27 protein-coding genes and 1 pseudogene are annotated in these 25940 nt (G+C 62.0%); 13 read left to right on the forward strand and 15 right to left on the reverse strand.

The window, feature by feature from the left end; all coding sequences use genetic code 11:
* Positions 1-229 precede the first annotated feature (229 nt).
* From ygfZ to AC1D3C_RS27035, 4 genes are all read left to right on the forward strand, one after another.
* Positions 230-1072, forward strand: coding sequence for a CAF17-like 4Fe-4S cluster assembly/insertion protein YgfZ (ygfZ, locus tag AC1D3C_RS27020; RefSeq protein WP_477485041.1), 843 nt, complete (start codon positions 230-232; stop codon positions 1070-1072).
* A gap of 35 nt (positions 1073-1107) precedes the next feature.
* Positions 1108-1692 (forward strand): YfbR-like 5'-deoxynucleotidase, encoded by a 585-nt coding sequence (locus tag AC1D3C_RS27025; RefSeq protein WP_477485069.1) that lies wholly within the window; start codon positions 1108-1110, stop codon positions 1690-1692.
* Positions 1689-2213, forward strand: a complete 525-nt coding sequence (locus AC1D3C_RS27030; RefSeq protein ID WP_477485042.1) for a tyrosine phosphatase family protein — start codon at positions 1689-1691, stop codon at positions 2211-2213. Before AC1D3C_RS27025 ends, AC1D3C_RS27030 begins: the two co-directional genes overlap by 4 nt.
* Positions 2214-2333: 120 nt before the next feature.
* Positions 2334-3242 carry a mechanosensitive ion channel family protein gene (locus AC1D3C_RS27035; protein WP_477485043.1) on the forward strand — a complete coding sequence of 303 codons (909 nt, stop codon included), beginning with the start codon at positions 2334-2336 and terminating at the stop codon, positions 3240-3242.
* Positions 3243-3329: 87 nt separating this feature from the next.
* On the opposite strand, the gene AC1D3C_RS27040 is transcribed toward AC1D3C_RS27035, so the two are convergent.
* Together AC1D3C_RS27040 and AC1D3C_RS27045 are read right to left on the reverse strand one after the other, a co-directional pair.
* On the reverse strand, positions 3330-4022 hold the full coding sequence (locus tag AC1D3C_RS27040; RefSeq protein WP_038585220.1) for an RES family NAD+ phosphorylase: 693 nt from the start codon (positions 4020-4022) through the stop codon (positions 3330-3332).
* Positions 4019-4408 carry an MbcA/ParS/Xre antitoxin family protein gene (locus AC1D3C_RS27045; RefSeq protein ID WP_038585217.1) on the reverse strand — a complete coding sequence of 130 codons (390 nt, stop codon included), beginning with the start codon at positions 4406-4408 and terminating at the stop codon, positions 4019-4021. The genes AC1D3C_RS27040 and AC1D3C_RS27045 overlap by 4 nt, the downstream gene beginning before the upstream one ends.
* Positions 4409-4542: 134 nt before the next feature.
* Here AC1D3C_RS27045 and AC1D3C_RS27050 point away from each other — a divergent pair.
* From AC1D3C_RS27050 to AC1D3C_RS27065, 4 genes and pseudogenes are all read left to right on the forward strand, one after another.
* A pseudogene (locus tag AC1D3C_RS27050) lies at positions 4543-4983 on the forward strand (HIT family protein); the annotation flags it as partial.
* Positions 4984-5172: 189 nt separating this feature from the next.
* A complete protein-coding gene (locus tag AC1D3C_RS27055; protein WP_477485044.1) occupies positions 5173-7962 on the forward strand; it encodes a DUF2339 domain-containing protein in 2790 nt (929 codons plus the stop codon).
* Positions 7963-7982: 20 nt separating this feature from the next.
* Positions 7983-8621 (forward strand): HD domain-containing protein, encoded by a 639-nt coding sequence (locus tag AC1D3C_RS27060; protein WP_477485070.1) that lies wholly within the window; start codon positions 7983-7985, stop codon positions 8619-8621.
* Between the two features lie 12 nt (positions 8622-8633).
* Positions 8634-9485: an MOSC domain-containing protein gene (locus tag AC1D3C_RS27065; RefSeq protein WP_477485045.1), complete on the forward strand. Its 852-nt coding sequence runs from the start codon at positions 8634-8636 to the stop codon at positions 9483-9485.
* 248 nt (positions 9486-9733) lie between these two features.
* Here the strand turns inward: AC1D3C_RS27065 and AC1D3C_RS27070 are convergent, their stop codons facing one another.
* Positions 9734-10957, reverse strand: a complete 1224-nt coding sequence (locus tag AC1D3C_RS27070) for an MFS transporter (protein ID WP_477485046.1) — start codon at positions 10955-10957, stop codon at positions 9734-9736.
* 158 nt (positions 10958-11115) lie between these two features.
* Between AC1D3C_RS27070 and AC1D3C_RS27075 the strand changes: the two genes are divergently transcribed.
* The gene (locus AC1D3C_RS27075; protein ID WP_477485071.1) at positions 11116-11733 is read left to right on the forward strand and encodes a TetR/AcrR family transcriptional regulator; all 618 of its coding nucleotides are present in this window, start codon (positions 11116-11118) and stop codon (positions 11731-11733) included.
* 256 nt (positions 11734-11989) lie between these two features.
* Here the strand turns inward: AC1D3C_RS27075 and AC1D3C_RS27080 are convergent, their stop codons facing one another.
* Complete coding sequence (locus AC1D3C_RS27080) at positions 11990-12853, reverse strand: hypothetical protein (protein ID WP_477485047.1); 864 nt, start codon at positions 12851-12853, stop codon at positions 11990-11992.
* A gap of 5 nt (positions 12854-12858) precedes the next feature.
* Positions 12859-14262 (reverse strand): AAA family ATPase, encoded by a 1404-nt coding sequence (locus AC1D3C_RS27085; protein ID WP_477485048.1) that lies wholly within the window; start codon positions 14260-14262, stop codon positions 12859-12861.
* Positions 14263-14992: 730 nt separating this feature from the next.
* Between AC1D3C_RS27085 and AC1D3C_RS27090 the strand changes: the two genes are divergently transcribed.
* Positions 14993-15892 carry a DMT family transporter gene (locus tag AC1D3C_RS27090; RefSeq protein WP_477485049.1) on the forward strand — a complete coding sequence of 300 codons (900 nt, stop codon included), beginning with the start codon at positions 14993-14995 and terminating at the stop codon, positions 15890-15892.
* A gap of 103 nt (positions 15893-15995) precedes the next feature.
* On the forward strand, positions 15996-17255 hold the full coding sequence (locus tag AC1D3C_RS27095; RefSeq protein ID WP_477485050.1) for an MFS transporter: 1260 nt from the start codon (positions 15996-15998) through the stop codon (positions 17253-17255).
* Positions 17256-17274: 19 nt separating this feature from the next.
* Here the strand turns inward: AC1D3C_RS27095 and AC1D3C_RS27100 are convergent, their stop codons facing one another.
* Both AC1D3C_RS27100 and recO read right to left on the reverse strand, forming a co-directional pair.
* Complete coding sequence (locus AC1D3C_RS27100; protein WP_477485051.1) at positions 17275-17649, reverse strand: GFA family protein; 375 nt, start codon at positions 17647-17649, stop codon at positions 17275-17277.
* A 28-nt stretch (positions 17650-17677) separates the two neighbouring features.
* Positions 17678-18430, reverse strand: a complete 753-nt coding sequence (recO, locus tag AC1D3C_RS27105; RefSeq protein WP_477485072.1) for a DNA repair protein RecO — start codon at positions 18428-18430, stop codon at positions 17678-17680.
* Positions 18431-18617: 187 nt separating this feature from the next.
* Here recO and AC1D3C_RS27110 point away from each other — a divergent pair, with 187 nt between their 5' ends.
* On the forward strand, positions 18618-19007 hold the full coding sequence (locus tag AC1D3C_RS27110) for a hypothetical protein (protein ID WP_051899676.1): 390 nt from the start codon (positions 18618-18620) through the stop codon (positions 19005-19007).
* Positions 19008-19017: 10 nt separating this feature from the next.
* On the opposite strand, the gene AC1D3C_RS27115 is transcribed toward AC1D3C_RS27110, so the two are convergent.
* The 7 genes from AC1D3C_RS27115 to AC1D3C_RS27145 all read right to left on the reverse strand — a co-directional run bounded on the left by AC1D3C_RS27115 (position 19018) and on the right by AC1D3C_RS27145 (position 23589).
* Positions 19018-19515 carry a PAS domain-containing protein gene (locus AC1D3C_RS27115; protein WP_038541494.1) on the reverse strand — a complete coding sequence of 166 codons (498 nt, stop codon included), beginning with the start codon at positions 19513-19515 and terminating at the stop codon, positions 19018-19020.
* A gap of 167 nt (positions 19516-19682) precedes the next feature.
* Complete coding sequence (era, locus tag AC1D3C_RS27120) at positions 19683-20639, reverse strand: GTPase Era (protein ID WP_038541491.1); 957 nt, start codon at positions 20637-20639, stop codon at positions 19683-19685.
* A gap of 10 nt (positions 20640-20649) precedes the next feature.
* Entirely contained in the window at positions 20650-21369 is a 720-nt protein-coding gene (gene rnc / locus AC1D3C_RS27125) for a ribonuclease III (RefSeq protein WP_038541489.1), read from the reverse strand.
* The gene (gene lepB / locus AC1D3C_RS27130) at positions 21366-22115 is read right to left on the reverse strand and encodes a signal peptidase I (protein WP_038541486.1); all 750 of its coding nucleotides are present in this window, start codon (positions 22113-22115) and stop codon (positions 21366-21368) included. Before lepB ends, rnc begins: the two co-directional genes overlap by 4 nt.
* A gap of 83 nt (positions 22116-22198) precedes the next feature.
* The gene (acpS, locus tag AC1D3C_RS27135) at positions 22199-22600 is read right to left on the reverse strand and encodes a holo-ACP synthase (RefSeq protein ID WP_037080909.1); all 402 of its coding nucleotides are present in this window, start codon (positions 22598-22600) and stop codon (positions 22199-22201) included.
* Positions 22601-22640: 40 nt separating this feature from the next.
* Positions 22641-23201, reverse strand: a complete 561-nt coding sequence (locus AC1D3C_RS27140) for a DUF2062 domain-containing protein (protein ID WP_046600223.1) — start codon at positions 23199-23201, stop codon at positions 22641-22643.
* Positions 23202-23433: 232 nt separating this feature from the next.
* Positions 23434-23589 (reverse strand): DUF3563 family protein, encoded by a 156-nt coding sequence (locus tag AC1D3C_RS27145; protein WP_065814410.1) that lies wholly within the window; start codon positions 23587-23589, stop codon positions 23434-23436.
* 288 nt (positions 23590-23877) lie between these two features.
* Here AC1D3C_RS27145 and AC1D3C_RS27150 point away from each other — a divergent pair, with 288 nt between their 5' ends.
* Positions 23878-25356 (forward strand): FAD-dependent oxidoreductase, encoded by a 1479-nt coding sequence (locus AC1D3C_RS27150; RefSeq protein WP_477485052.1) that lies wholly within the window; start codon positions 23878-23880, stop codon positions 25354-25356.
* A gap of 2 nt (positions 25357-25358) precedes the next feature.
* Here AC1D3C_RS27150 and AC1D3C_RS27155 read toward each other — a convergent pair whose 3' ends face one another.
* Positions 25359-25796: a VOC family protein gene (locus AC1D3C_RS27155; RefSeq protein WP_477485053.1), complete on the reverse strand. Its 438-nt coding sequence runs from the start codon at positions 25794-25796 to the stop codon at positions 25359-25361.
* Positions 25797-25940: the final 144 nt, after the last annotated feature.

The raw sequence follows: 25940 nt of genomic DNA on the forward strand, positions 1-25940 counted from the left end.
TTCGTGACATCTCCCCCTCAAGGGGGGAGATCATGGGGGATTGCCGCATCGGGTTCGTTCCCACAATAACGTCCCCAAAAATAACATAGCGTATTGGACGCCAGGCGGCGCCCGCAGAGGGGGCTGCGGCGGCATAATCGGCCGCCACCGCATTTGCCGCCCGGTATGCCTTGCCGCCGTCCCTGCGAAGACTTAACTCTCAGTCTCAGAACAACCGGATAACCCGACCATGCCCGCCGCCTTTCTTCCCTCGCGAAGCCTGATCCGCCTTACCGGCAAGGATGCGCAGGATTTCCTGCAGGGGCTGATCACCACCGACATCGATTCGCTGCCGGAAGGTGAGGCTCGGCCGGGTGCGCTGCTGACGCCGCAGGGTAAGATCCTGTTCGATTTCCTGGTCTGGCGGGAGGGAGACGGTTTCCTCATCGAAACCGAGACGGCCCAACGCGAGGCGCTGATGCGGCGGCTGACGATGTACAAGCTGCGCGCAGCCGTGGATATCGCCGCCGGTCCGGAAGACGGTATCACCGTGTTCTGGGGTGATGATTCGGGCAAGGGCTCGGTGAAGGATGCGGCCTTCGCCAAGGCCGGAATCCCCCTTGCCCGCGCTCCCGGCAAACTGGACGACGGGCCGGAAGAGGCTTATCACGCGCTGCGAATCGAAGCCGGCATCTCGATCTCCGGTCACGACTATGCGCTGCAGGACGCCTTTCCGCACGACGTGCTGCTCGACCAGACGGACGGACTTTCCTTCCGCAAGGGCTGCTATGTCGGCCAGGAAGTCGTCTCCCGCATGCAGCATCGCGGCACGGCGCGGCGGCGGGTGGTGATCGTTTCGGGCGAAGCCGCCCTGCCCGCCTCCGGCACCGAGATCGTAGCCGGCGGCAAGCCGGTCGGCGCGCTCGGATCCGTTTTCGGAAACAAGGGGCTGGCGATCGTGCGCATCGACCGCGTCGGCGACGCCTTGTCACGCGGCGTGCGGCTTTCCGCGGGCGACGTGACTGTGAGCTTGACGCTTCCGGCCTGGAGCGGGCTCTCCTTCCCCGCCGAGGCTGAAGAGGCCGAGACGTGAGCCCAGTGGTGACGGCACCACGTGCCTGGCAACGAATGCTGTCGGGACGCCGGCTCGACCTGCTCGATCCCTCGCCGCTCGACATCGAAATCTCCGATATCGCCCACGGGCTTGCCCGCGTCGCCCGCTGGAATGGCCAGACGCGCGGCGACCATGCCTTTTCCGTCGCCCAGCACTGCCTTGTCGTCGAGGAAATCTTTCGCCGCTGCAACGAGGCCTGCACGCCCGACGCGCTGCAGATGACGATGCTGCACGATGCGCCGGAATATGTGATCGGCGACATGATCTCGCCGTTCAAATCGGTGGTCGGCGGCGGCTACAAGGCGGTCGAGCAGCGGCTGGAGGCGGCGATCCACCTGCGCTTCGGCCTACCGCCGCATCCGAGCCGCGAACTCAAGGCGCTGATCAAGAAGGCCGACACGATCGCTGCCTTTTTCGAGGCCACGGAACTTGCCGGCTTCTCGGTCACCGAGGCGCGGAAATTTTTCGGCCAGCCGCGTGGCATCACCCCCGACATGCTGACGATCCAACCGATGCCGGCGCTGACGGCGCAACAGCTTTTCCTCGACCGGTTCCATCAGATCGAGGCCGAGCGCAACGCCGTGGGCAAGACGCCATGACCACGATCGTCGTCTGCCCGCTCGGCTCCATCGCCGAGACAGCCGTCCGGCACAAGGCGCGCGAAATGGTGAGCCTGATCGCCGAGGGCCAGGATTTTCACCGGCCCGGCGTGATTTCCGCCGAGCGCCACTTGAAGCTGGCGATGAACGATATCGGTTTTGCCGGCACGGGAGGCCTGATCGCCCCGAGCGAGGCGCATGTGGAAAGCCTGATCGGCTTCGTGCGCGATTGGGACCAGTCGGCGCCGATCGTCATCCATTGCTGGATGGGCGTCTCCCGTTCGCCTGCCGCAGCGGTGATCACCGCGCTCTCGCTGCACCCGGAAGAGGACGATTTCGCGCTGGCTGCGAGGCTTCGCAGCGTCGCGCCGCATGCGACGCCGAATACGCGGCTGATCGAGATCGGCGACCGGTTGCTCGGCCGCAACGGCCGGCTGATCGCTGCCATCAAGGGGATAGGCCGCGGTACCGAGACTGATGGCCGGRCCTCCTTCATCTTGCCGCTAAAAACCTCGCCTTGAACCTGAAAGTTGAATTTTCCTAATTGTTTAGCTCGGAGCAAAAAAGCTCCACTTTTATCTTGACCTCGCGGCCTGCTGCGCCAATTAACGGCGAAACTAAAATCAGGAGCAGACCGCCGGATGGACCAGGCGTCGGAATTTGTTGTGGCTACCAGGGCGGCGCTCGCTCAGTTGAGCGCGCTGGCGGTGCAATATTCCTTCTCCGCCGTCGGTGCGATCGTTCTCCTCATTCTCGGCTGGATGGCCGCCGGCCTGATCAGCCGCTGGGCCCATCGCGGCCTGTCGCGCATCCACGGCATCGACGCGACGCTGTCGCAATTTTTCTCCAATATCATCCGCTATGCGATGCTGGTTCTCGTCATCGTCATGGTGCTCGGCCAGTTCGGGGTGCAGACGGCATCGGTGCTCGCGGCTCTCGGCGCAATCGGCCTTGCGGTCGGCCTGGCGCTGCAGGGTACGCTGCAGAACATCGCGGCGGGCATCATGCTCTTGGTCCTGCGGCCGTTCCGGGTGGGGGAGAGCATCGAGACTGGCAGCGTCACCGGCACGATCGTCGATGTCGGACTGTTTGCGACCGAACTTCGGACCGCCGACGGCGTCTATCGGCTGGCGCCGAACTCGACGTTGTGGAACGTGCCGATCACCAATTACAGCCGGCTGAAGACGCGCCGCAACGAGATTTCGGTCAGCATCGGCACCGACCGCGACATCGGCCGCACCCAGGCGAAGCTGATGGCGATCGCCAGCGGCGACAGACGGGTGCTGAAGGATCCGGCGCCGACCGTCTATGTGGCCGAGTTCGATGCCGGCAGCGCCAAGCTGACGCTGCGCTACTGGACGAAGAGCAGCGACTGGTGGGAAACCGGACGCGATCTGACCCGGGACGTCAAGCTCGCTTTTGATAAGTTCCTTGGCGACAAATCGCCGGAACAGATTCCAGACCCTCAGGTAGAAACCCGCGACGTCACCGGTGAGAGCGGACCTCCGGCTCCTCACGGTGCGGACGAACCGGTTACGCAGCGGACCTGAAGGAAAGGATGCATCGGGGCCGGCTTTTCACGAGGAAGCCGGCCCCGATGCCCAAATTTTTTACGAGAACCTGCTCGGCGATCGCCGTCACACGGCTTTGAGGTCGTATTCCTCACTGCCTGACCAGACGATGTCCCAGGAAGCGCCCGGACGGACGTTGCGGATGGCCGTCGGTTCGAAGGCGACGAGACAGCGGCCCTGATCGTGCCGTACCGACGGATAGATCAGTCCATCATGCCCGTCGCGCCTCAATCTTTCGGCGAGCGCCTGCCCCTGGGGGTAGCCGATCGCGGGATCCGGATCGAGCGCCGGGTGTTCCCTCTCGTCGGCGATGTCCGGATACTCGCCGATAAAATCCGCCAGCAGTTCGACATAACGCGCCGTTTCCTCAAAGACGCCGATGAACCGCAGTTCCCGCGTCTTGTGGAAGGCGACCTCGGCAATCGACGTCATCGTGTCCCAGCTGCAGTACCAGGCGCCGCGGTTTTCGTCGTTGAAGCGGTTTCCGCCTTTTCGCGTATAGGTGAAGGCGGCGTTGATATGGGTGTTGCCGTAGACCTGCAGGTCGTGCTTGCGGCGTTTCCAGGCAAGCTCGCGGCGGTCGAGATAGAGGTTCAACCCGCGCTCGGCGGTCAGCCGCGCGCTGGTCATGCCCTCGATCTCGGCAAGGATCGCCAGTTCCTCGTCGCTATCCACCAGGCCGCGCAGGCTCGGCGGCTTGTGGTAGGTCGCCGGGATCAGCCGCACAAGGGCCCGGTCGCTGACCGAAGTCACGATCACGCGCCGCCCCGCAGGGCATCGAGGTAGTTTCGGACCGCGAGGAATTGCGGCAGCCCCTCGTCGATCAGCGTATCGATGGGGCGGGTGCCGCGGAACAGCGGCCCCTCGTTCGGCAACGTCATCCATCTGGAAGCAATCGGATCGCTGAAATAGAGTTTCAGCGCCTTGTAGATGCCGATGACGGCGCTGAGACGCAGCATCTGGTCCTTGGTGAGGCCTCCGGAATACCCGGGTTTTCGTGCACGTTTCCAGGTGCTTTCCGACATGTCCGCGAGGGCCGCCGCCTCATTCACCGGCACGCCCCACTCGGCGACGACATTGCCAAAGGCCTTCAGCGCAACGGCCGTCAGCTGCTCCGCTTTCTCTTTTCTGGCTGCGACTTCCATGGCAAGCTCCTGCTTTGCCTTGAAGTTAGTCCATTTGCACTGAATGTAAAGGTCATATGAACCTTTTTGATACATTGCTGGGATTGACGCTATTGCTATCGCTTGCGGGAATTGTCTGCAGAAGGTCCGTCTAGATGCCCATTCCTCCAGAGCTCCATGTCTTCGAGACCGAGCATTGGCTCGTCAATCACCGCACCAATTCCGCCCTTCCCGGTTATCTGATGATCGGCTCGAAGCGCTTTGTGAATGATCTCTCCGAGCTTGCGGAGGAGGCGTTGCTGGAACTCGGCCCGCTGATGGCGAAGGCTCAGAGGGCGCTGGGCCGGGGCCTGAACGCGGAGCGGGTCTATATCGGACGATACGGCCATATGCCGGGCCATTCGATCCATTTCCACGTGATCCCGATCTACGGCTGGGTGGAAGCACTTTTCTGGCAGGACGATCGCTACCGGATGCTCAACACTTTCGCGGAAGGCCCGGGCGAGATCGCCACAGATGGCGCAGAACTGACGTTCTTCGTCTGGCGGGAATTCTGCGAACGGTCGGGACCGCCGCCGATCCAGGGGCCGAGCGTGAGGTCGTCGAGCACTTGCGGGGTGTTTTCCAGGCCGGATGACCGGCGCGGATGGGACACGGCCATTGCGGCACGGGACCGTGACCGACACTCGACCGGCGCCCGATTGGTCGTGGAACACGGCTCTTCCCTTCCCTCGGCCGGTAATTGTATAACCGGTTGATTGAACCCTTCACCCGCGAGCGTGCCGATGATCGAAATCCTCCTCCTGCTGCTGGTGATCTTGATGGTGGGTCTTTATCGCAAGACATCGACCCGAGTGGCAGCGCTCGAAAAGGAGCTGGAGGCGATCAAGGTCGGACTGCTTTCCACGCAGCCGGTTTCCACGGCGGCACCCGTGGCTGCCCCGGCGACGGTTCCCGCTGCGGCGGCTGTTATCGCCACCGAAGCGGTGACCGAAGAACCGGCAGTTCGGGCAGAACCGGTTGCGGCAGAGGCCGTGCCGGAAGAGACGATTGCGGCAAGCGTGGCCGCCGAGGACGTTGCGGCCCGCGAAGAGGCTCCCGCACCCGTCGCGACGACGACACGGACACCAACGCCCGCAAAACCGAAAAACCGCGAAAACCTCGAAAGCTATCTCGGCGCCCGCTGGCCGGTCTGGGTCGGCGGCGTAGCGCTTGCCTTCGGCGGTATCTTTCTGGTGCGCGCTTCGATCGAGGCCGGGCTGCTCGGACCGGGCGCGCGCCTCGTGCTTGCCTGCCTGTTCGGCCTCGTGCTGATGGCCGGCGGCGAGATCGTTCGGCGCCGGGCAATGCCGCAGGTATCCGACCGGTTCGGCAATGCAATGATCCCCGGCGCGCTGACGGCGGCGGGTGCAGTGACGCTGCTGGGCGCGATCTATGCGGCCTACGGCGTCTACGAATTCATCGGTGCGACGCCGGCCTTCATCCTGCTCGCGCTCGTCTCCTTCGCAACCATCGGGCTGTCGCTGTTGCACGGACAGGCGCTCGCCGGGCTCGGTCTGCTCGCTTCGCTGCTGACGCCGGCCCTCGTCGCCAGCGAACAACCAAACGCCAACGCGTTGTTCATCTTCCTCGGCCTCACCTGGGTCGCGGTCAACGCGGCCTCGCGCTTCCGTCGCTGGACCATCGTGCCAATGCTCGCCAATATCGGCATCGGGCTGTGGGCGATCGCCTACACGTTCGGCGCTAATGATTTCGACCCGATGCCCCCGACGTTGACGCTGATCGTGATGATCGCCGGCACCGGCTTCTTCTGGCCGGGTGCCGTCTATGGCGCCGACCGCGTGGCAAAGAGCGGCTGGAGCGGGCTGCTGGGCCGCCAGCCGCTGACCATCACGCTCTCGGTCGCGATCATGTCGGTTCTGCCGGCGCTCGCCATGCTGGTGGCGGATTCGGTCACCGGCATCGCTCCGTATTTCGCCTCCGCTGCCGTGATCGCGGCACTCGCAGCACTCGGCGCCAGCCGCGCCTATACGGTTTGGCCGGCGATGATCGCCGCCAGCGGGGCGGTGCTGAACCTCTTCGTCGTGGCGCTTTTGCTCCTCGATACCTATGTGCCGCAACCGGTCGGCAACGAACCGCTGCCGGTCGTGACCTACGCGACGGAAGTCGGCGTCAGCCTGCTGCTCGGGGCGGTCTTCACCCTGCTCGGCTTTGCGTTCCTGAAGCGCTTCCGCAAGACCGAACCGGAATTTTCGATGGTCTGGAGCGTGCTGATGTCCGGCGTGCCGGTGGCGCTGGCGACCATCAGCTTCCTCAATTTCGGCAATCTCGGGCACGACTGGACCCACGGGCTTTACGGCCTCGGCCTCGGCCTCGTGCTGCTGGCAGGCGCCGAATGGCTGTTCCGCGAGCGTGACGAGACGAGCGATGGACGCATCGACTGGGCGGCCAACCTGGTCGTCGCCGGATCGTTTGCGGGCTTCACCTTGGCGCTGCATGCTTTGACCAACGGCATCGTCACCACCATTCTCGTGTCAGTGCTGGGATTTGCCTATGTGCTCGGCATGCGGGTTCGGCCGTGGCCGGCGCTGCCGTGGATGATGGCAGCGGCGATCCTGATCGTGTTCGGCCGGATCGCCTGGGAACCGACGCTGATCGGCCAGAACAGCCTTGGCACCACGCCGTTCTTCAACGCGCTTCTGCCGGGCTACGGCATTCCGACGCTGCTGGCGATCGTGACGGCCTATCTGCTGAAGGACTCTTCGGATTTCCGCATCCGCAACCTCATGCAGGCGCTTGCGTCGCTCGCCTCGCTGATGACGGTCGCGGTTCTGGTGCGCCATGCGATGAACGGCGGCGTACTCGACGACCGGGTGCCGACGCTCGGCGAGCAGTCGATCTACACGCTGCTGACGGTCGGTTTCTCAGGGATCTTGATGACGCTCGATTTCAAGCGCCCAAGCCCTGTCTTCCGCTGGGGTTCGATGATCGCCGGGGTGCTCGCCACCGCCAATGCGCTGTCGCTGCATGTGTTTGGCCTCAACCCCTATTTCAGCGGCGAAAACACCGGCGCCTGGCCTTTCTTCAACCTGCTGCTGCTCGGTTATCTCCTGCCAGGCCTCGCCTATGCGCTGGTCGCCTATTACGCCCGCGGGCGGCGGCCGATGCCTTACGTGATCATGCTGGCGCTGGCCGGCGCAGTGCTCGGCTTCCTGTGGGCGACGCTTTCGGTGCGGCGTTTCTGGCAGGGCCAGAACATCGCCGACTGGAAGGGGTTCATGGCCGCCGAGACCTATACCTATTCGGTGGTCTGGCTGCTGATCGGCGTGGCGCTGCTGGCGATCGGCTCGAAGCTCGACGCCAAGAGCCTGCGACTTGCCTCCGCCGGTCTCGTGCTCGTCGCCGTGGTAAAGGTGTTCCTGGTCGACATGTCGAACCTCGAAGGGATTCTTCGGGCGCTGTCGTTCATCGGGCTCGGCGCGGTGCTGATCGGGATCGGGCTTTTCTACCAGCGCATTCTGGTGAACAAGAGCGGTGAACCCGCCGCCATTGATTCCCAGGAACCCGTTTCGTGACCGTTTCGCTTGTCGCTTCCTTGGCCGCCGCCTTTTCGCCTTTCGAGGCGCTTGCCGAGGCCCTGATTCCGCATGCGACCGAGGGCGACGACGGCTCGCACGACATCGCCCATATCCTGCGTGTCTTCCGCAACGCGATGCGCATCCATGCCAAGGAAGGCGGCGACGGGCGAGTGCTTGCCGCCGCCGTGCTGCTGCATGACTGCGTTTCGGTGGAGAAGAACTCGCCGCTGCGGGCACAGGCCTCGCGGCTGGCGGCGGAGAAGGCCGCGACCGTCCTTGCCGATGTCGGCTGGCAGGAGGCAGATATCGTGGCCGTCGCGCATGCGGTGACGGCGCACAGCTTTTCGGCCAACATCGTGCCCGAGACGCTGGAGGCCAGGATATTGCAGGATGCGGACCGGCTGGATGCGATCGGCATGGTGGGGGCGGCGCGCTGCTTCTATATCGCCGGGCGGATGGGGTCCGGCCTCTACGACCCGGCCGATCCGCTCGCCAGACACCGCCCGCTCGACGACAAGGCGTTTGCGATCGACCATTTCGAGGTGAAACTGTTCAAGCTCGCCGACGGCTTCCAGACGGCGGCAGGGCGGGCTTTTGCCTCCGAGCGGCATGAGCGGCTGCGCCAGGTGCTCGACCTCTTCATCGACGAGATTTGAAGGAGACTTCCCATGCGGATCAGCGAACTCAACGTCTATCCCCTGAAGAGCGGCCGCGGCATCGCGCTTGACGAAGCGGAGATCACGGCCGCGGGCATTCCCGGCGACCGGGAGATGATGGTCGTCGATCCGACCGGCATGTTCATCACCCAGCGGGAACTGCAGCCGCTTGCCAGGCTCGAGGTCTACCCGGAAACCGATGCCATGCGCTTCGCGATGGAGGACAAAGGCGAGATCCGCGTCGCCCGGCCGCCGGTCGACCGGCGCATGGAGACCGTGGTGTGGAAATCCAGCGTCAATGCGGCGCTTGCCGACGATGCGGCCAATGCGGTGCTGTCGGAATGGCTCGGCCGCGACATCCGGCTGGTGTTTTTCGACGAGCAGGCCCGGCGCGTTGCAAGCCCGGAATGGGCGGGCGACAACTCGCCGGTGACCTTTGCGGATGGCTATCAGGTGCTGGTGACCACGACCGGATCGCTTGCCGCGCTCAATGCGAACATGGCGGCCAAGGGCGAAGGCGCGGTCGGCATGGAGCGGTTCCGGCCGAATATCGTGCTCGACCACGACGAACCCTGGGCCGAGGACGGCTGGACCGGCATCGAGATCGCCGGCATCCGCTTCGATTTCGTCAAGCCCTGCGCCCGCTGCATCATGACCACGCAGGACCAGCAGACCGGCTCGCGCGACGTGCCGGACCCGATCCCCGCCATGGGCCGCATCCGCATGTCCGCCGACCGGCGCGTGCCCGGACCGCTGTTCGGCTGGAACGCCGTGCCGCGCGGCACCGGGCGGATCAGGATCGGCGACGTGGCGACGGTGGTTGGCGAACGGGCGGAGGCCTGGGCGATCAAGCGGCGGGCTTGAGGGGCTGACGGAAACTGGTCGCGGCGAAGGCTCTGGAGATGATTGCCGGGGTAGCCCCTCATCCGCCTGCCGGCACCTTCTCCCCGCGCGCGGGGAGAAGGACGTATGCTGCACCGTCGCTACTCCCCCCTCGCCCCGCGTGCGGGGGTCCGGAGGACGGGTCGAGACCCGTGGCTCGACCCCGTTGGTCGCCGAGCGTAGCGGAGGCGGGGTGAGGGGCTGCTCCCCGCGGAAAATCATCAAAGAGATCACTCAGCAGGATTGAGCGCCCCTGCCCCCGGCACCGCCTGCCGATCCGGCCGGCTCAGCAATCCATAACCGGCGAGCATCGTGGTGAGCGCCAGCGCGCCGCCGGCCACCGCGACCCAGAAGCCGTTGGAGGTGCCGTAGGCGTCGATCGTCCAGCCGGCGAGCGAGGAGCCGGCGGCAAAGCCGATGCTCATGCCGGTCATGGCATAGGTGATGCCTTCCGTAACCTGCGAGGAAGGAACGATGCGTTCGATCAGGGTCATGGCGCTGATGAAGGTCGGCGAGATCGCCGCACCGGCAAGGAAGATCACCGCCGTCAGCCCCCAGAGGCTGCCGACGAAAGGCATGGGCAGCGTGGTGACGGCGGCAACCAGGCTTGCAAACAGCAGCCGGCGGGCCAGCGACGACTTGAACTTGATGGCGCCGAAGACGATGCCGACCACGAAGGAGCCGGCGGCATAGGCAGACAGGATATAGCTGGCGGCACCCTTGCTGCCCATCGCTTCCGAGAAGGCGACGACCGAGACTTCCGCCGTGCCGAAAATGATGCCCATGCCGGCGCAGAGCACGACCAGGAACCACATGGCAGGCAGCCGCATGACCGAACCGCCGCCTTTCATCCGCTGCGGATCGACCTTCGGTTCGGTCGATTTCTGGACCACGAACAGTGCCGTGCCGACGGCGAGGAACGCGGCTGAAGCGAGCACGCCGGCTTCCGGGAAGAGCGCGACGCTGAGGCCGATGCCGAAGACCGGGCCGCAGATATAGACTAGCTCGTCGATGACAGATTCGAAGGCGAAGGCGGTGTGCAGTTCCGGCCGGTCGCGATAGATCTCCGACCAGCGGGCGCGCACCAGCGCCATCATGCTCGGCATCAGGCCCGCGACGAGGGCGAAGGCAAACAGCGTCCAGATCGGCCAGCGCATCCAGGCAGCGGCCGCAAGGCCGATCAGGGCGAAAAAGGTGACGAACGTCGTCGGCAGCAGCACGGCCGACTGCCCTTTCGCATCCACCCAGCGCGACACTTGCGGGGAGATGAAGGCGTTGGCGAGCGCAAACGTGGCCGAGACCGCGCCGGCCAGCCAATATTCACCATGCGTCTGGGACAGCATGGCGACGAGGCCGATCGTCGTCATCGGCAGCGGCAGCCGCGCCACGAAGGCAGCGGCGGAAAAACCTTTGGTACCCGGCCTTGCGAATATTTCGCGATAGGGATTGGGCATAACCTGCTCCTTGGGTTATTTTGAATGAGGACTTACATACGCCGCGTATGTGAGGTAAATAGCCGCATACGTTTCGTATGTCAATTAACATACGGAGCGTATGCGAATAATTTGGAGTCCGCATGGCTGAGAAGATGGCAGACAAGATCGTCACCGATATGGCTCCCGGCACGGGCCCGAGGAGCGCCGCCAGGCCGCGCAAGGAAATGATCGCCGAAACGAAGGCCAAGCTGATCGCCGCCGCAAGGCACGCCTTTGCGCGCCAGGGTTATGCCGAGGCCTCGATGGACGATTTCACCGCCGGCGCCGGGCTGACGCGCGGGGCGCTCTATCACCATTTCGGCGACAAGAAGGGCCTGCTGATGGCGGTGGTCATGCAGATCGACGCGGAAATATCAAACCGTCTCTGCGAGATCTCAAGCCGGGCCGACAATACCTGGCGCGGCTTCGTCGACGAATGCGTCGCCTATATCGAAATGTCGCTGGAGCCCGAAATCCAGCGGATCATGCTGCTCGACGGACCGGCGGTACTCGGCGATCCGTCGCAATGGCCGAGCCAGAGCGCCTGCATCCGCACCACCACCGCAAGTATCCAGAAACTGATCGACGAAGGCACGATCCGCCCCGTCGACGCCGAAGCCACCGCCCGCCTCGTCAACGGCGCGACCTTGAGCGCCGCACTCTGGATCGCTAGTGCCGAGGACCCGGAGGCGGTGTCGAAGAAGGCGGTGGAGGCGTTTCTGACGCTGGTTTCGGGGTTGTTGGTGGAGAGGTGAGTGGGGTACTGGGGCTTATCTTTGCGAACATTGTTTGTTGCGGCAGTTTCGCGTCCGCAAGGCTCGAATTTCACAATCGGACAGTCAAGACAAAGCCACCTTTCAGTGATCGAACCTTATCGGTCCGCTTAGGGCTGGAAGCGGAGGCGAAATATTTATCTCATACCGGTTCATCACTTTCCGAAGGGCTTCTCGCTAGGTTAGAACTGTACTGCACCAGACCAAGCACAATCAATCGATGACAGCTCGTGATTTATCAGAGCTGTGATCCAACCCAAGAATATTCGCATGCCGCTACATGCGCCGAAAGCGGTTGATACAAATCCATCAACTTGAAATCATCCTGCACGGCGGAAATCCTTATAGTTCTATTGAGATTCGTCGGTGAGCATTCCCCAGCGTCGCACGCGTTATAGTGCCTCGACAGCGCGTGATGAAGAACATCAACGAATTCTTTACTGCATACGATATCTGCTGCTGGGCGCGTTTGCATTATATTCGATACGACTGACACGACAGAAGCGTGGTTATTTAGTACCGTCTTCGACTTCGCAAACATGTATCTAACCGCCTCGCCGATATTGACTGCAAGGCTCTTGTAGTTGAGAAATCGGCCGTACTTCAAATCGTCAAAGTCAAGATTTGTGCCTTTATTATCATTGGAGTATATCCTTATTGCTCCAATACATGCCGACGCGCTGCATATCTTTGAGAATTCCAATGAAGACGTTGCATTGTCCAGTGGTTTCTTCAGAAATTCCGAGAGTATGCGTTGAAATATCCTGTTCTCAAGTAATTCCATCTCTATATCATATCGTTTTGTCACTAATAGAAGTACACCTCTCGTTAATCTCGTAGAAATGTTGTCGGTGTCTCGGTCGCGTATGAATATCGAACCTTCATCGATACCCTTCTGCGGATCCATCTTATATACGTCCATCAGTATTTCCTTGCCATCGCAACTAAGAATATTTGAGCGTGGCAAACCTAGTGCATTTGCGAAAACATCTACATCGGTATCTCCCTCAACGATCAGCAAAATTTCTTTCTTCGCGCTTCGCATTGCGAGCAGAGTCGCAGCTTTGCTAAGGGCGGTTAGGTGTTTATCTACGGAATTCATTCAAGTTAATCCGCCAAGTCTACAAGAAGGTGCTTGAAGCCTTGAAAAATCTGAGGTGAATGCGTGGCAATTATGCTTTGGAACGGATTAGCTGACTGTATCCGTCTGAGGTCCGACATAAACTCGAGCTGCCAAACAACGTGCAGAGAGATCTCAGGTTCATCAATGAGCACCAGAGATTCACTCGGAGTTTCGAAGATCAGTTTGAACAGCATGATGAATTCGTGCTTCTCCCCTGAACTTAAACCTTCCAACGTCAGCGGGATGCCATCTCGTGAAACTGACGCTCCTTGGTCGCGGCTAATCGAGAGCGCTTTTGGTTTAAGTTTGTTAGACATCAGTTCTCGAAAAACGGAAATTTTCGGGAAAATTTCGTCGTAAGTCCTCAGCTTTTTCTGGGAGTCTTCGACATATATTTGAAGTGCATCCACAACCTTGGGAAGCAAATCGTCATCTGTCGATATTAGATTGTCCGCTTGCTCAAAAAGTATGCCCGCCTCGGTAAGAGCGGCGCGTTGTTTTTCAATAGCTATCAGACTTCTTTTGAGGCCGTCCGCGTCGGGGCTAGTGCCTTCGCGAGCACGGGCTATTAGCCGGTTAGGGAAGGAGCGGTCTAATGTTTGCGATGTAGCTGCGTAGTCCGAATAATTCTTCTGCAGCAGCCTCGACAGATCGGCTGCCTGCCTGAGTATCTCCTCCTGAGGTGCAGTTTTCTCGCCGTCTTGAGGAGACGGCTTCGAATACAGCAAGCGCTGTGTTTCAATAAACACACATCCGATGGGGTTTACTCCTGGCCACACAGTGGAAGGTGCCGCCGCCATCAAAAGCTCTCTAACACTGGGGTCAGCTGCTATCTCATGATAGTATTTCGTCAACGCTTCGGCTGTGGGGATAATCTCCCCTTCACGCAGATCCCTGATCATTGTGGGAGACTCGGGAGATAAGAAGGGCACCCGCTCCAGTGCCCGCAAGAGTATACGGGGATTCAAATTCTCTAACTGCAGTGGGCTCTCAATGATTTCCTGTCCCGCAGAGTCATATCGCTTCAGGGAAACCCATGATGGGACACCATATGAGTCGCGGAGCCGAGGCCAGTCTGGGTCGAAACCAGCGGCCCTAGGACGGCGCCGAGCCTGGAAACGTGCTCGCTCGTCATCAAGGCTCCTGTCGAATTTCCATTTAGTTCCGTTCTGGAACGTAATTTCAAGCGTTGTGAAGGTATGCGACGCGGCCCGCCTTAAGTTCAAACTCACGCAATCCTTCAGGAGTGATAAGAGAGCGGTCTTGCCGTAACCATTAGGTGCGATAATGATGATTGTGTCCGCGTCTTCAGGAAACTTGACATCATAATCGAACACGCCCTGCAGACCTTCGACCGCAATTCGCTTAATCTTTTTCGCCAGGTTCAATTCGGCACCTCTAATAATGCTGCCAGCTCAGACTTTAGTACCTAAGGGAAGCTCTTACCTCGTTGGCTTTGAGAAACCGTAACGACTGATCGTGTTGCGTGCTCTCTCAGCCTCCATGGAAGGCAGCGTATCACACATTTACTACTTTGAAGTACACGTGCACCGTCTTTGAGCAGCAATCATGAGGCGTGCATCTTAGCGGCGTAGCCTCCGCTGAGCGTGCCGTGTTCGAGAAATTTTCGTCTCATCTCGACTCAGTATGGCACGAGCGTGCTGCAGTCCCGTGTCAGCGGGTGAGCTCCATATACAGGAAGGCCGCAGATACTCGTTCCTTATTCCATGCCGTATTATCCTATGCGATGCAAAGACATAGAAGGGGGACATTGTGTCTCCCTTGAAATCCCATGAAGCTCGGTTTCTAGGGCTTTTAAGCAATGGTGGGCGCTCCCTCCGGACCTACCAAGCAATTTCATATCGCTCTTAAAACAGGACATGGAGAACGTCCGCTACCGCCATCTTGGAAGCCAAAAGTCGACAGCCTGCTCCCGCCCCCAAAGCGGCCACTACGGCCACCCCACTCCCACTCCCCCGCCCCACGCATGGCAGCTATTCGCAAATTCACGTTGTCCGGCCCCTTGCCGAACGGTCACAACCGGGTCATCACCATACGCTGACTGATCCCCATGCGCCGGTCGGGTTTCCGGGCGGCACCCCGAAAGAGACTGCCTTCATGACCCCTCGGTCCACCGGCCTCATCTGCGCCATCGCGGCGGTGACGATCTTTTCGCTGCAGGACGGGATTTCCAAACATCTGGGCAGCGCCTATCCGCCGATCTTCATCACCATGATCCGCTACTGGGCGTTCGCGGGCTTCGCGTTTGCGTTGGCGAGCCGGTCGTCGGGCGGCGTGAAGGTTGCGGCGAGCGCCAACCGGCCCTGGCTGCAGGTTGCCCGCGGCGCGCTTCTGGCCGTCCAGATCGTCATCTCGATCTTCTCCTTTTCGCATGTCGGGCTGGCAGCCAGCCACACGATGTTTGCGGCGACGCCGCTGGTGGTCGCCTGTCTTTCGGTGCCGTTTCTCGGCGAAAAGGTCGGCTGGCGGCGGTGGACGGCGATCGGGGTCGGCTTTATCGGCATCCTTCTGATCGTCAACCCGCTCAACGCCACCTTCGATGCCAGGATCGTCATTCCGATGGTCGCGACGCTGATGTTCGGGCTCTATTCCGTCATGACCCGGCTTGCCAGCCGCAACGACACATCCGAAACGGCGTTTTTCTATACCGGCGTCGTCGGCGCGGTGACGATCACGTTCGTCGGTCCGTTCTACTGGACGCAGATCACGCCTGCCGACTGGCTGTGGATGGTGGTGCTCTGCATCACCGGCATGAGCGGGCATTACCTTCTCATCCGCGCCTTCAACCTGCTCGATGCGGTGGTCGTGCAGCCGATGACCTATATCCAGTCGGTGCTGGTCTGCCTGATCGGCGTCTTCGTGTTCGGCGAGGTGATGACCGCCAACATGATCCTCGGCGTCGCAATCGTCATCGGCGCCGGCATTTTTACCATCTGGCGCGAGGCCCGGCTCGGGCGCGCGACCCCGCCGGCGATCGATCCGCCGGGCACGCCGTAAGGGGCGTACCATCAATCCCGGTGATGGATTGATTGAGCAAAAGTTGTTTTAACACCGCAAGCGCGCGCGGTATGTTTTGCTCCTTGTGTTCGAGGAGGTCCGCATGCCCACGTCCGCATCGCCATCCGTGCGCCCCTCGGGGCGGAGGCCGGCTTCCATGCCCTGGCTGATCATCGTCGCCGGTGCCCTGATCGCCATGCTGACCTTCGGCCCGCGCTCGGCCATGGGCTTCTTCCAGCTGCCGATGCTCCACGATACCGGCTGGGACCGCTCCACCTTCGCGCTCGCCATGGCGATCCAGAACCTTGCCTGGGGGCTCGGCCAGCCATTGTTCGGGGCGCTTGCCGACAAATACGGCACCGGGCGGGTGCTGACCCTTTCCGGCCTGCTCTACGCCTGCGGCCTGATCCTGATGTCGACCGCCCATTCGGTCCCGGTGCTCTATGTCAGCGGCGGCGTGATGGTCGGGCTTGCGGTCGGCGCCGGCTCGTTCGGCACCATCCTGTCGGCCTTTGCCCGCAACGTAACGCCCGAACAGCGGTCGGTCGCCTTCGGCATCGGCACGGCTGCGGGTTCGGCCGGCATGTTCCTGTTTGCGCCATTGAGCCAGGCGCTGATCAGCACCTACGGCTGGTCGGACAGCCTCGTCTACATCGCCTTGCTGATGCTGCTGGTGCCGGTGCTTGCCTATCCCTTGCGCGGCAATTCCAGCTCCGGCACCCAGTCGCAGTCGGAGATCAAGCAGACCGTCGGCGAGGCGCTGCGCGAAGCCTTCGGCCACCAGAGCTATCTTCTGCTGACCTCCGGCTTTTTCGTCTGCGGTTTCCAGGTGGCGTTCATCACAGCGCATTTCCCGGCCTATCTCGGCGATATCGGCATCGCGCCCGCTTACGCGGTGATCGCCATGGCGCTGATCGGCTTCTTCAACATCATCGGCTCGTTCGGCGCGGGCATGATCGGCCAGCGTTATTCAAAACCCTATTTCCTCGCCTATATCTATATCGCCCGGTCGATCGCGGTCACCGCCTTCCTCCTCCTGCCGCAGACACCCGCCTCGGTGATCGTGTTTGCGATCGTCATGGGGCTTTTGTGGCTTTCCACCGTGCCACCGACCAACGGGCTCGTCGCCATCATGTTCGGTACGCGCCATCTCGGGCTCCTGGGAGGCATCGTTTTCCTGTCGCACCAGGTCGGCTCGTTCCTCGGCGTGTGGATGGGCGGTTATCTCTACGACCGGTTCGGCTCGTACGATCCGGTCTGGTGGCTCGGCGTGGCACTCGGCATCTTTGCCGCCGTCGTGCATTGGCCGATCCAGGAAAAGCCGGTCGACCGCGGCTTGTTGCGGCCGCAGCCGGCGGAGTAACGCGGCTTCTTGCAGACGGTCACCCGAGCGCCGGCACCCAAGGATGCCGGTGCTGGTCGTAGACGGCCTGCGAGGGTGCCGGGAAGCCGGGATCGGCGAACGAGCCGACACCGACCGCGATCAGATCCGGCCTGCGCTGCGGCTCCCAGAACACCGTCGATCCGCAATCCGGACAGAAATGCAGGTTGACCGCAAAGCCGCTGTCCCCCAGGCGGGCGTAGGCGGTGCTTCCCCCCTCGATGCGCACCTGGGCGCGGTCGAAGAAGGCGCCGATGCCATAGGTGCTGCCGGTCCGTTTCTGGCATTCGAGGCAATGGCAGAGCGAGACCTTGACCGGCTCTCCTTCGCAAATGGCCCGCAATTTGCCGCAGGCGCAGGTGGCTATCCGCTCCATGGGTTCCTCCTTCAGCTGGATTTCTCGTTCAACCGGCCTGGCGTTCCGTATCCTTCGAAAGCGCCTTCAGCGCCGCCTGGACGAAACCGTCACGGGCGGCGTTTTCCGTCAGGCCGCGGGGTTCGTAGACGTGGCGATGCAGGAAATAACCGGTGAGCCGGAAGGCCTCCGCCATGCTGTCGCGGTCGGCGGCCGAAGCGGCGCCTTCGCTCAAGAACCCCGGCAGTGCCAGCATCCGGTCGGCATAGGGCATGCCTGCCTCGCGGGAAACGGCGCGGCCGGTTTTCGGCGAGACGTAAACGAGGTTTTCGCGTCCGCCGGTCGCCGCGCATTCGGTGAGGTCGAGGCCGAAACCAAGGTCGTTCAACACCGCGAGCTCGAAACGCACGAAAAGTTCGCCGGCATCGGAGGGGTCGTCGAAGGCATCGAGGATGATGTCCAGCGCTTCGAAGAGATGCGGATGCGGATCACGCTCCGGCAGCAGGCGCAGCAGCGCGCCCATGGCCTGGACGCCGTAGACCGCGGTCGCCGTCTCCATCAGCTTGGCGGCGCGCAGGCGGATCGGTTCCAGCTTGAACTCGCCGAGATGTTCGTCGAGCCGCGCGCGCCAGACGGCTTCCACCCGGTTTCCGGCCTGCAGCACCGGTTGCATCGCCCGCGAGCGGCCGGAGCGGACGAGGCCGAGATGCCGGCCGCGGTCACGGGTCATCAGCTCGGCGATGACGCTCGTCTCGCCGTGGCGCTTGACGCCTATGATGATCGCTTCGTCCTGCCACTGCATGTATCTGTTCAAGATCCTTCCGAGCCGATTCAACAATAGAGCATAAGTCCTTCGGACTGAATCGGTTTCTGCTTTCCCCGGTCGACGGCAAAGATGCAGGTGTCCATGGGCTTGCCTGGAACAAATCGGCCTCCATTTGGATTCCTGTGCGAAATTCGCACGTCAAATACGACCTTTGGGAGTCTCCATGAAACACGCCCTTTTTGCCGCCCTCCTGGCCGCCTCGCCTGTCGCCCTTGTCGCTCCCTCGCCCGCTGCGGCGCAATCGCCACAGCTCGAACAGGCCTGCATCTCGGTCGCCAAGAATTTCCTGCTGGTGCCCTCGCTGAAGACGGGTATCGTCCAGTCCTTTCCGGAACTGGACCCGCCGGGCGCGCGGCTGACCTATTCCACCCGCGAGGAGCCCAAGCCGACCGATTTCAGCAACGAGATCGAATGCGAGTTCGACAAGGGGCAGCCGCCCTTCCGCTTGCAGCGCTTCTGCATTTCCGACACCTGCTACGGCCCCAACGAACAGGACCAGGACCGTCGCCGCCGTTACCTGGAGGTCAGGGCGCTGATGGACCGGCAGAAGTGAGGCGGGGAACCTATTTGCCGAGCACGTTGAGCGCCGACGTGAGATAGCGCGCGGCGAGCATCTGGCGGCGTTTGGTGGCAAGCCAGAGAGCGGCGCGGCAATGGTGCTCCAGCGGATCGGTCGCCGCAGCCACCGTGGGCTGGATCATCACGGTGCCTGAATAGATATACGGGACACCCTCGGCATCGCGCAGACACCGACCATTCGCCGCGACGTCGATCCGGCGCCCGTCCGGATGGGTGACGCGGTAGTTTTCCTGGTATGCGAATCCTGTGACGATCGCATCGTGGATCGCCTTTGCGACCCGCTGCCTATCGCCCTCGTTGATGTAGCGGATGACCCTCTCGATCGGGGCGCCGGCAGCCAGTTCCTGATCCGAAACGCCGAATATGGAGGCAATCACCTGATCGCCATACACCTTGTTTTCCGGCACGATCCAACTGTAGAAGCCGACGGAATTCGGATCATCCGAGCCCGTGCCTTCATCTGCTGATCCGCCATCCGACATTCATGACTCTCCGCGCCATTTTGCCGATAAATTGGATCTTCGGCTCAACGTTAGCAAGTCATTATAATGATGGATAAAAATCGCTAACGAGATACTCCGTCCGTGGGTATCGCTCGCGGCGGTTGACGCCGCCACGTGGCGGCGCTGGCGGATGTGGCAGCGTTGGTTCAAGACTTCGGGAATTCCAGGCCCATCTCGCGAAAACGCTCGGGATCGTCGCCCCAGTTCTCGCGGACCTTGACGAACAGGAAGAGGTGGACCGGCTGTTCGAGGATTTCGGAGAGTTCCTTGCGGGACGCGGTGGAGATTGCCTTGATGGCGTCGCCGTTCTTGCCGAGCGCGATCTTCTTCTGGCTGTCGCGCTCCACGTAGATGACCTGTTCGATGCGCACCGAACCGTCCTTGCGCTCCTCCCATTTCTCCGTTTCGACATGGCTGGCGTAAGGGAGTTCCTGGTGGAGGCGCAGGAAGAGCTTTTCTCGGGTGATCTCGGCGGCCAGCTGGCGCATCGGCAGGTCGGAGATCTGGTCTTCAGGGTAATACCAGGGGCCTTCCGGCAAGGTTTTGGCAAGGTAGTCCATCAGGTCGTCGCAGCCGGAGCCTGTCGTTGCCGAGACCATGAAGGTGCGCTCGAATGGCACGGCTTCGTTGGCGGCGGCGGCGAGCTTCAGCAGGTCCTCGTGGCGGACGCGGTCGATCTTGTTCAAGACCAGGATTTTCGGCTGATGGACTTCCTTCAAGCCTTCGAGGATTGCCTCGGCGTCGCCGCGGATGCCGCGTTCGCTGTCGATCAGGAGAAGGATCAGGTCGGCATCCTTGGCCCCGCCCCAGGCAGAGGTCACCATGGCGCGGTCGAGCCTACGGCGCGGCTTGAAGATGCCGGGCGTGTCCATGAAGACGATCTGGGCGTTGTCGTGGATGGCGATGCCGCGCACGATGGCGCGCGTCGTCTGCACCTTGTGGCTGACGATCGAGACCTTCGCGCCGACGAGCCGGTTGAGAAGCGTCGATTTGCCGGCATTGGTGGGGCCRATCAGCGCCACGAAGCCGGAATGGGTCGGGCCACCAGCCTGGGTTTGGCCGGCTTCGTTCTCTTCACCGGGAATGTTGTCGTTTTCGGTCATAGTGTCCAATTCATTGTTCGGCAGCGGGTTTCTGCCACACGCCTTCGCGCTCGAGCATCTTTGTCGCGGCCACCTGTTCGGCGGCGCGCTTGGAACGGTCCACGCCGGTTTCCGGCGCCACGCCGGTTACCTCGACGGTTACCGTGAAACGGGGATCATGATCCGGTCCGGAGCGTTCGTCGACCCTGTAGGCGGGCGTCAGGCCGAATTTCGCATGCGCCCATTCCTGCAACTCGGTCTTGGCATCGCGCCGCGCGCCGTCGGCGCGGGTGGCGCGGGCTTCCCAATACCTGATGATGAAACCGCGGGCAGCTTCCAGCCCGCCATCCAGATAGAGCGCGGCGATCAGGCTTTCGACCACGTCGGCGCGCACATTCATCATCCGCTTGCCGGTCAGCTTCTTGACGTCGGCGCCGGTACGGATGAACCGGTGCAGTTCCAGTTCGTCGGCAACAACGGCGCAGCTATCGGCGCTGACAAGCTGGTTCAGACGCACGGAAAGCTCGCCTTCGGCGGCAGTGCGGAACGTTTTGAACAGCAGTTCGGCGACGCAGAGACCGAGCACGCGGTCGCCCAGGAATTCCAGCCGCTCGTAATTGGCACTCTTGGCCGACCCGGTGCTCGCATGGGTGAGCGCCCGGTCGAGCCATTGCTTGTCGGCGAATTCATGACCTATGGCTTTTTCAAGCTGGCCGCGTTCCTCCGCCGAAAGCGTCTTTGACTTCATCACCGGACGACCTTGAAAATCCGATCCCAGCGCATGTTCGTCGGCCATTTCCAGATCTCGCGGAACGAGGTGTCGTTGCCGAGCGAGAAGAAGATGACGCTGGCGCGGCCGACCAGATTCTCGGCGGGCACGTAACCGACGTCGAAACGGCTATCGAGCGAGTTGTCGCGGTTGTCGCCCATGAAGAAATAATGATCCGCCGGAACCACGAATTCCTGGGTGTTGTCGCCGCGCGAAACCGGCGAATGGTCGAGCGTGTCATAGGTGACACCGTTGTCGAGCGTTTCGCGGAAAACCGGCACGTCGGTGCCCGGATCGAGGCTGTAATCGGAGGTAAAGGCGCCGTCGCCCTGTTTGGGGACCGGCTTGCCGTTGACGAACAGCACGCCGTTGGTGACCTGGACGCGGTCGCCCGGCAGGCCGATCAGGCGCTTGATATAGTCGACATCCGGATGGCTCGGCAGGCGGAAAACGATGACGTCGCCACGCTTCGGCTGGTTGAATTCCAGGATACGGCCGGAGAACAGGTCGGGCGAGAACGGCAGCGAATATTTCGAATAACCGTAGGCGAACTTGTTGACGAAGATATAGTCGCCGACGAGCAGGGTCGGCATCATCGAGCCGGACGGGATGGTGAAGGGCTGGAAGAGTACGGTGCGGATCACCATCGCCAGCAGCAGAGCCTGGATGATGACCTTGATGTTTTCCCAGAGGCTGTTCTGCGACTTCGTCTCGGCTTTGTCGGACACGTTTGACGTCTTTCTGTTCGGCGCGGCTGTTGCCAGCGGTTTTGCGTTCTCTAAACCCTTCGCAAAGCGGCGGCAATGGTCGATTAGGCTGCGAGGCGCGCTTCGATCACCACAAAGGCTTGCGCATAAGGGTATTCGTCGGTGATCGTGATGTGAATAACCGCTTCGTGACCCGCCGGCATCATGCTCGCGAGACGTTCGGCGGCGCCATTGGTGAGCACCATGGTCGGCCGTCCGCCGGGCAGGTTGACGACGCCCATGTCCTTCCAGAACACGCCGTGGGCAATGCCGGTGCCGAGCGCCTTGGAGCAGGCTTCCTTGGCGGCGAAACGTTTGGCATAGGAGGCGGCGCGGTTCTGGCGGCGATCGGATTTCGCCCGCTCGATCTCGGTGAAACAGCGATGGGTGAAGCGCTCACCGAACCTCTCGATGGATTTTTCCACGCGTCTTATGTCGATGAGGTCACTGCCCATGCCGATGATCATGAAATCTTCCTCACGGCGCCAGGCCGGTTCTCGTCAGTCTTTATACTGACTTGAGGGCTCCGGCCCGTGCCGTCAAGCGTTCCAGCCGCCGGTTGCGGAAACTGCGCACGCCCAGATAGGTGACTGCGTAGAAAACCAGGCCGCACAGGATGCCCGGCGGCAGGGAGCCGATCAGCATCGGCTCGAGGATCGGCCGCCAGAGCTGCGAGAAATCGAGATGGTGGAACAGCCGGCCGAGATCGAGATGGTCATGGCCGGAGGCTTCGTTGCCGAGCAGGGTCTCGCCGATCTTCCAGGTGAGCGGCCAGATGATCGGACAGGTGACGGGATTGGCAAACGTGGTGCCGAGGGCTGCGGCGATCATGCTGCCGCCGAAGAGATAAGCGAGCGGGATGGCAAACAGGATGTGGAGGCCGAGGAAGGGCGTCCAGGCGCTGACCACGCCGATCGCGAGGCCTGCCGCGACCGCGTGCGGCGAGCCGCCGATGCGCATGACCTTCAGGCGATAATAATCGAGGACGCGGCGAAAGCCCTTGGGAGGCAGGACGGCACGGCGCAGTCTTTCACGAAATGCAAGCGGTGTACGGCGGCGAAACGGCATAGGGGCGCATCTGGTTCGGCAGCGGGATATTCATCCGTCGGCTGCGGGAATCTTCGATCGAACAGGCTTTAGCCCAAGCCGAAGATGATGGCGAAAATTTGCCCGTCTCGCATGAGACAAGGTTTTCGCGGAGGTGATCAGGCCTTCGGCCGCATCGAGGCGGCACGGGAAGACCCACATCTGCCGCGCGGCGATATTCCGCGCGAACGGGTGGCTGATCGGAACGTGTCGCTTAGAAGGACGACTTGCGGAACATGCCGCGGTCGACCTGGCGCATGCGGAATTCAAGGTCGATCCGGTCCTTGGATTCGTTCAGATAGGCGACTTCACGGTCCTGGGTGGAGGGTACGCGGAAAGCGCGAGCGAACTTGCGTACTGAGTCAAACATGATGTTTTCTTTCTCTCTTATATTGCACCGCACCAATATATGACGCGGCATCGCACTTTACCAACGCCGCAACTGCTGGTCAGCCCTGCGTGGGAAGCATGGCGGGTTAATCCGGATGCGCAGGAAATAGGCGTCTGGAAGAAGCCGCCGGGAGCCGGGCTTCATCATCTAGCGTGAATCGAGAAAGCTCTATCGGCGTATTGGTGTCTTTTCCAGGCTGCTTTTCCTTGGCTAAATCACCTTCGGGATCGTCGGGCGTGACGGCCCGCAGAAATCAGGGAGGATGCCATGACTGATCAGAAGGTTTCGGTGAAGGAGATACGCCAGAACGAGAACCGCTTCCTGAGCTCCGATATCTTCGAATCGGGGCACTATGTCTTCCCGCGCCGCAACGGCGAAGGCGTTCTCCGGGAGGAGGCCCGCGACGTTCCGGTCTATCATCGCTGCGACGTACTGGTCGTGGGCGGCGGACCATCCGGAACCGCCGCAGCGCTCGCCGCTGCGCGAACCGGGGCAGAGGTCGTGGTGCTGGAGCGCTATAACCATCTCGGCGGGCTTTCCACCGGAGGCGTGGTGATCTGGATCGACCGGATGACCGACTGGGAGGGACGCCAGGTCATTCGCGGCTTTGCCGAGGAGGTTCTCGGTCGCCTTCCCCCTGAAGCCGTCGCCGGGCCGGACAGGAGCCTGTGGGGGCAGCGGGACGCGGATCTCGCAAAATACTGGCGGCTGCGCACCTCCGCCTTTCATGGGATCGTTACCTGGGCGCCCACGATCGACCCTGAAAGACTGAAGCTGATCTCGCAGGAAATGCTGATCGAGGCGGGCGTGCGGATCGTCTTCCATTCCTGGGCAGCGACGCCGGTGGTCGAGGACGGCGCGGTAAAAGGCGTCATCTTCGAAAGCAAGGAGGGGCGCCAGGGGATCATGGCCAAGGTCGTGGTCGATTGCACCGGCGACGRCGACGTTTTTGCGCGCGCAGGAGCGAGTTTCGAGGCCGATATCGAGGAGGGCGACGTGCATCACTCGATGAATACCGGCTTCATGCTGGGCGGCGTGGACATGGAAACATGGCTGACATTCCGTGCCACCCAGGAACAGGCCTTTGCCGACTTCAACACGCTCGGGCGCGACGAGCTCGGCTTCTTCCAGACGCCCTATGTTTCCTGGCGCAACGACATCGCGCTGTTCCTCGGGCCGCGGCAATCGGGGCTTTCGGCGCTCAATGTCGACGACATGACCGAGGTCGAAATCCGCTCGCACCGGTTCATGCTGTCGCATTGCGAATTCTTCAGGAAACATGCGCCGGGTTTCAAGGACGCTTATATGCTGCTCAGCGCGCCGCAGCTCGGCGTCCGGCACACGCGGCGTCTGGCCGGCGCCGGCCGGGTCGAGCGCAGCCAGTGGCCGATCGGCGCCGTTCTGCCGGATGAAATCGGCGTCAGTCCCTCGGTCTCGCCGAAGTTTCCGGTGATCTCAGTACCCTACGGAGCGCTGGTGCCGGCAAGGCTGGACGGACTATTGGCCGCCGGGCGGCATATCTCCTGCGATGCCAATAGCCACGGTTTCATGCGCGAAATTCCGCAATGCTGGCTGACCGGACAGGCAGCGGGTGCCGCGGCGGGCATTGCGGCCAACCGTGGCGTGACACCGCGGAATGTGGACATTGCCGAGCTGCAGTCGACGTTGCGGGCTCAAGGCGCCTTCGTGCGGGATGCGAGCGAGGCGGCTGCGGCGGTGAGCCAGGCAGAGACGGTGCAGGGCTGATCTCAGGTGAGTTCCTGGGCCAGCCCGATCAGAAGCCCTCCGGGCCCACGGATATAGCAGAGCCGATACACGTCTTGATAGTCGACGACCTCGCCTACGAGCTCAGCGCCGCGCGCGCGGAGCCTTTCAAGCGTCTCGCCGATGTCATCCACGGTGAACATGACGCGGAGGTAGCCGAGTGCGTTGACCGGGGCGTTCCGGTGATCTTCGACGACCGGCGGCGTGAGGAAGCGGGAGAGCTCGAGCCGGCTGTGGCCATCCGGTGTGCGCATCATGGCAATCTCGACGTGCTGATTGCCCAGCCCGGTGACGCGCCCGGCCCATTCTCCCTCGATCGTCGCCCGCCCTTCGAGCTCAAGGCCGAGCTCGCGAAAGAAATCAATCGTCACGCCGAGGTCTTCGACGACGATCCCTACGTTGTCCATCCGCTTGAGCGCCATGTTTCCAATCTCCAATGTGTCGGTTCACTCTACAAGGTGTTCGCCTCGTCTGACAAAAGACGTTCGGGGCACACCAATACCGACAGCCATCCGCGCTGAATCGGCCGTTTCCACATCAGAAGCTTGAATGAGGGGCCGCCTCGA

The sequence above is a fragment of the Neorhizobium sp. P1_A6 genome (assembly GCF_056406795.1).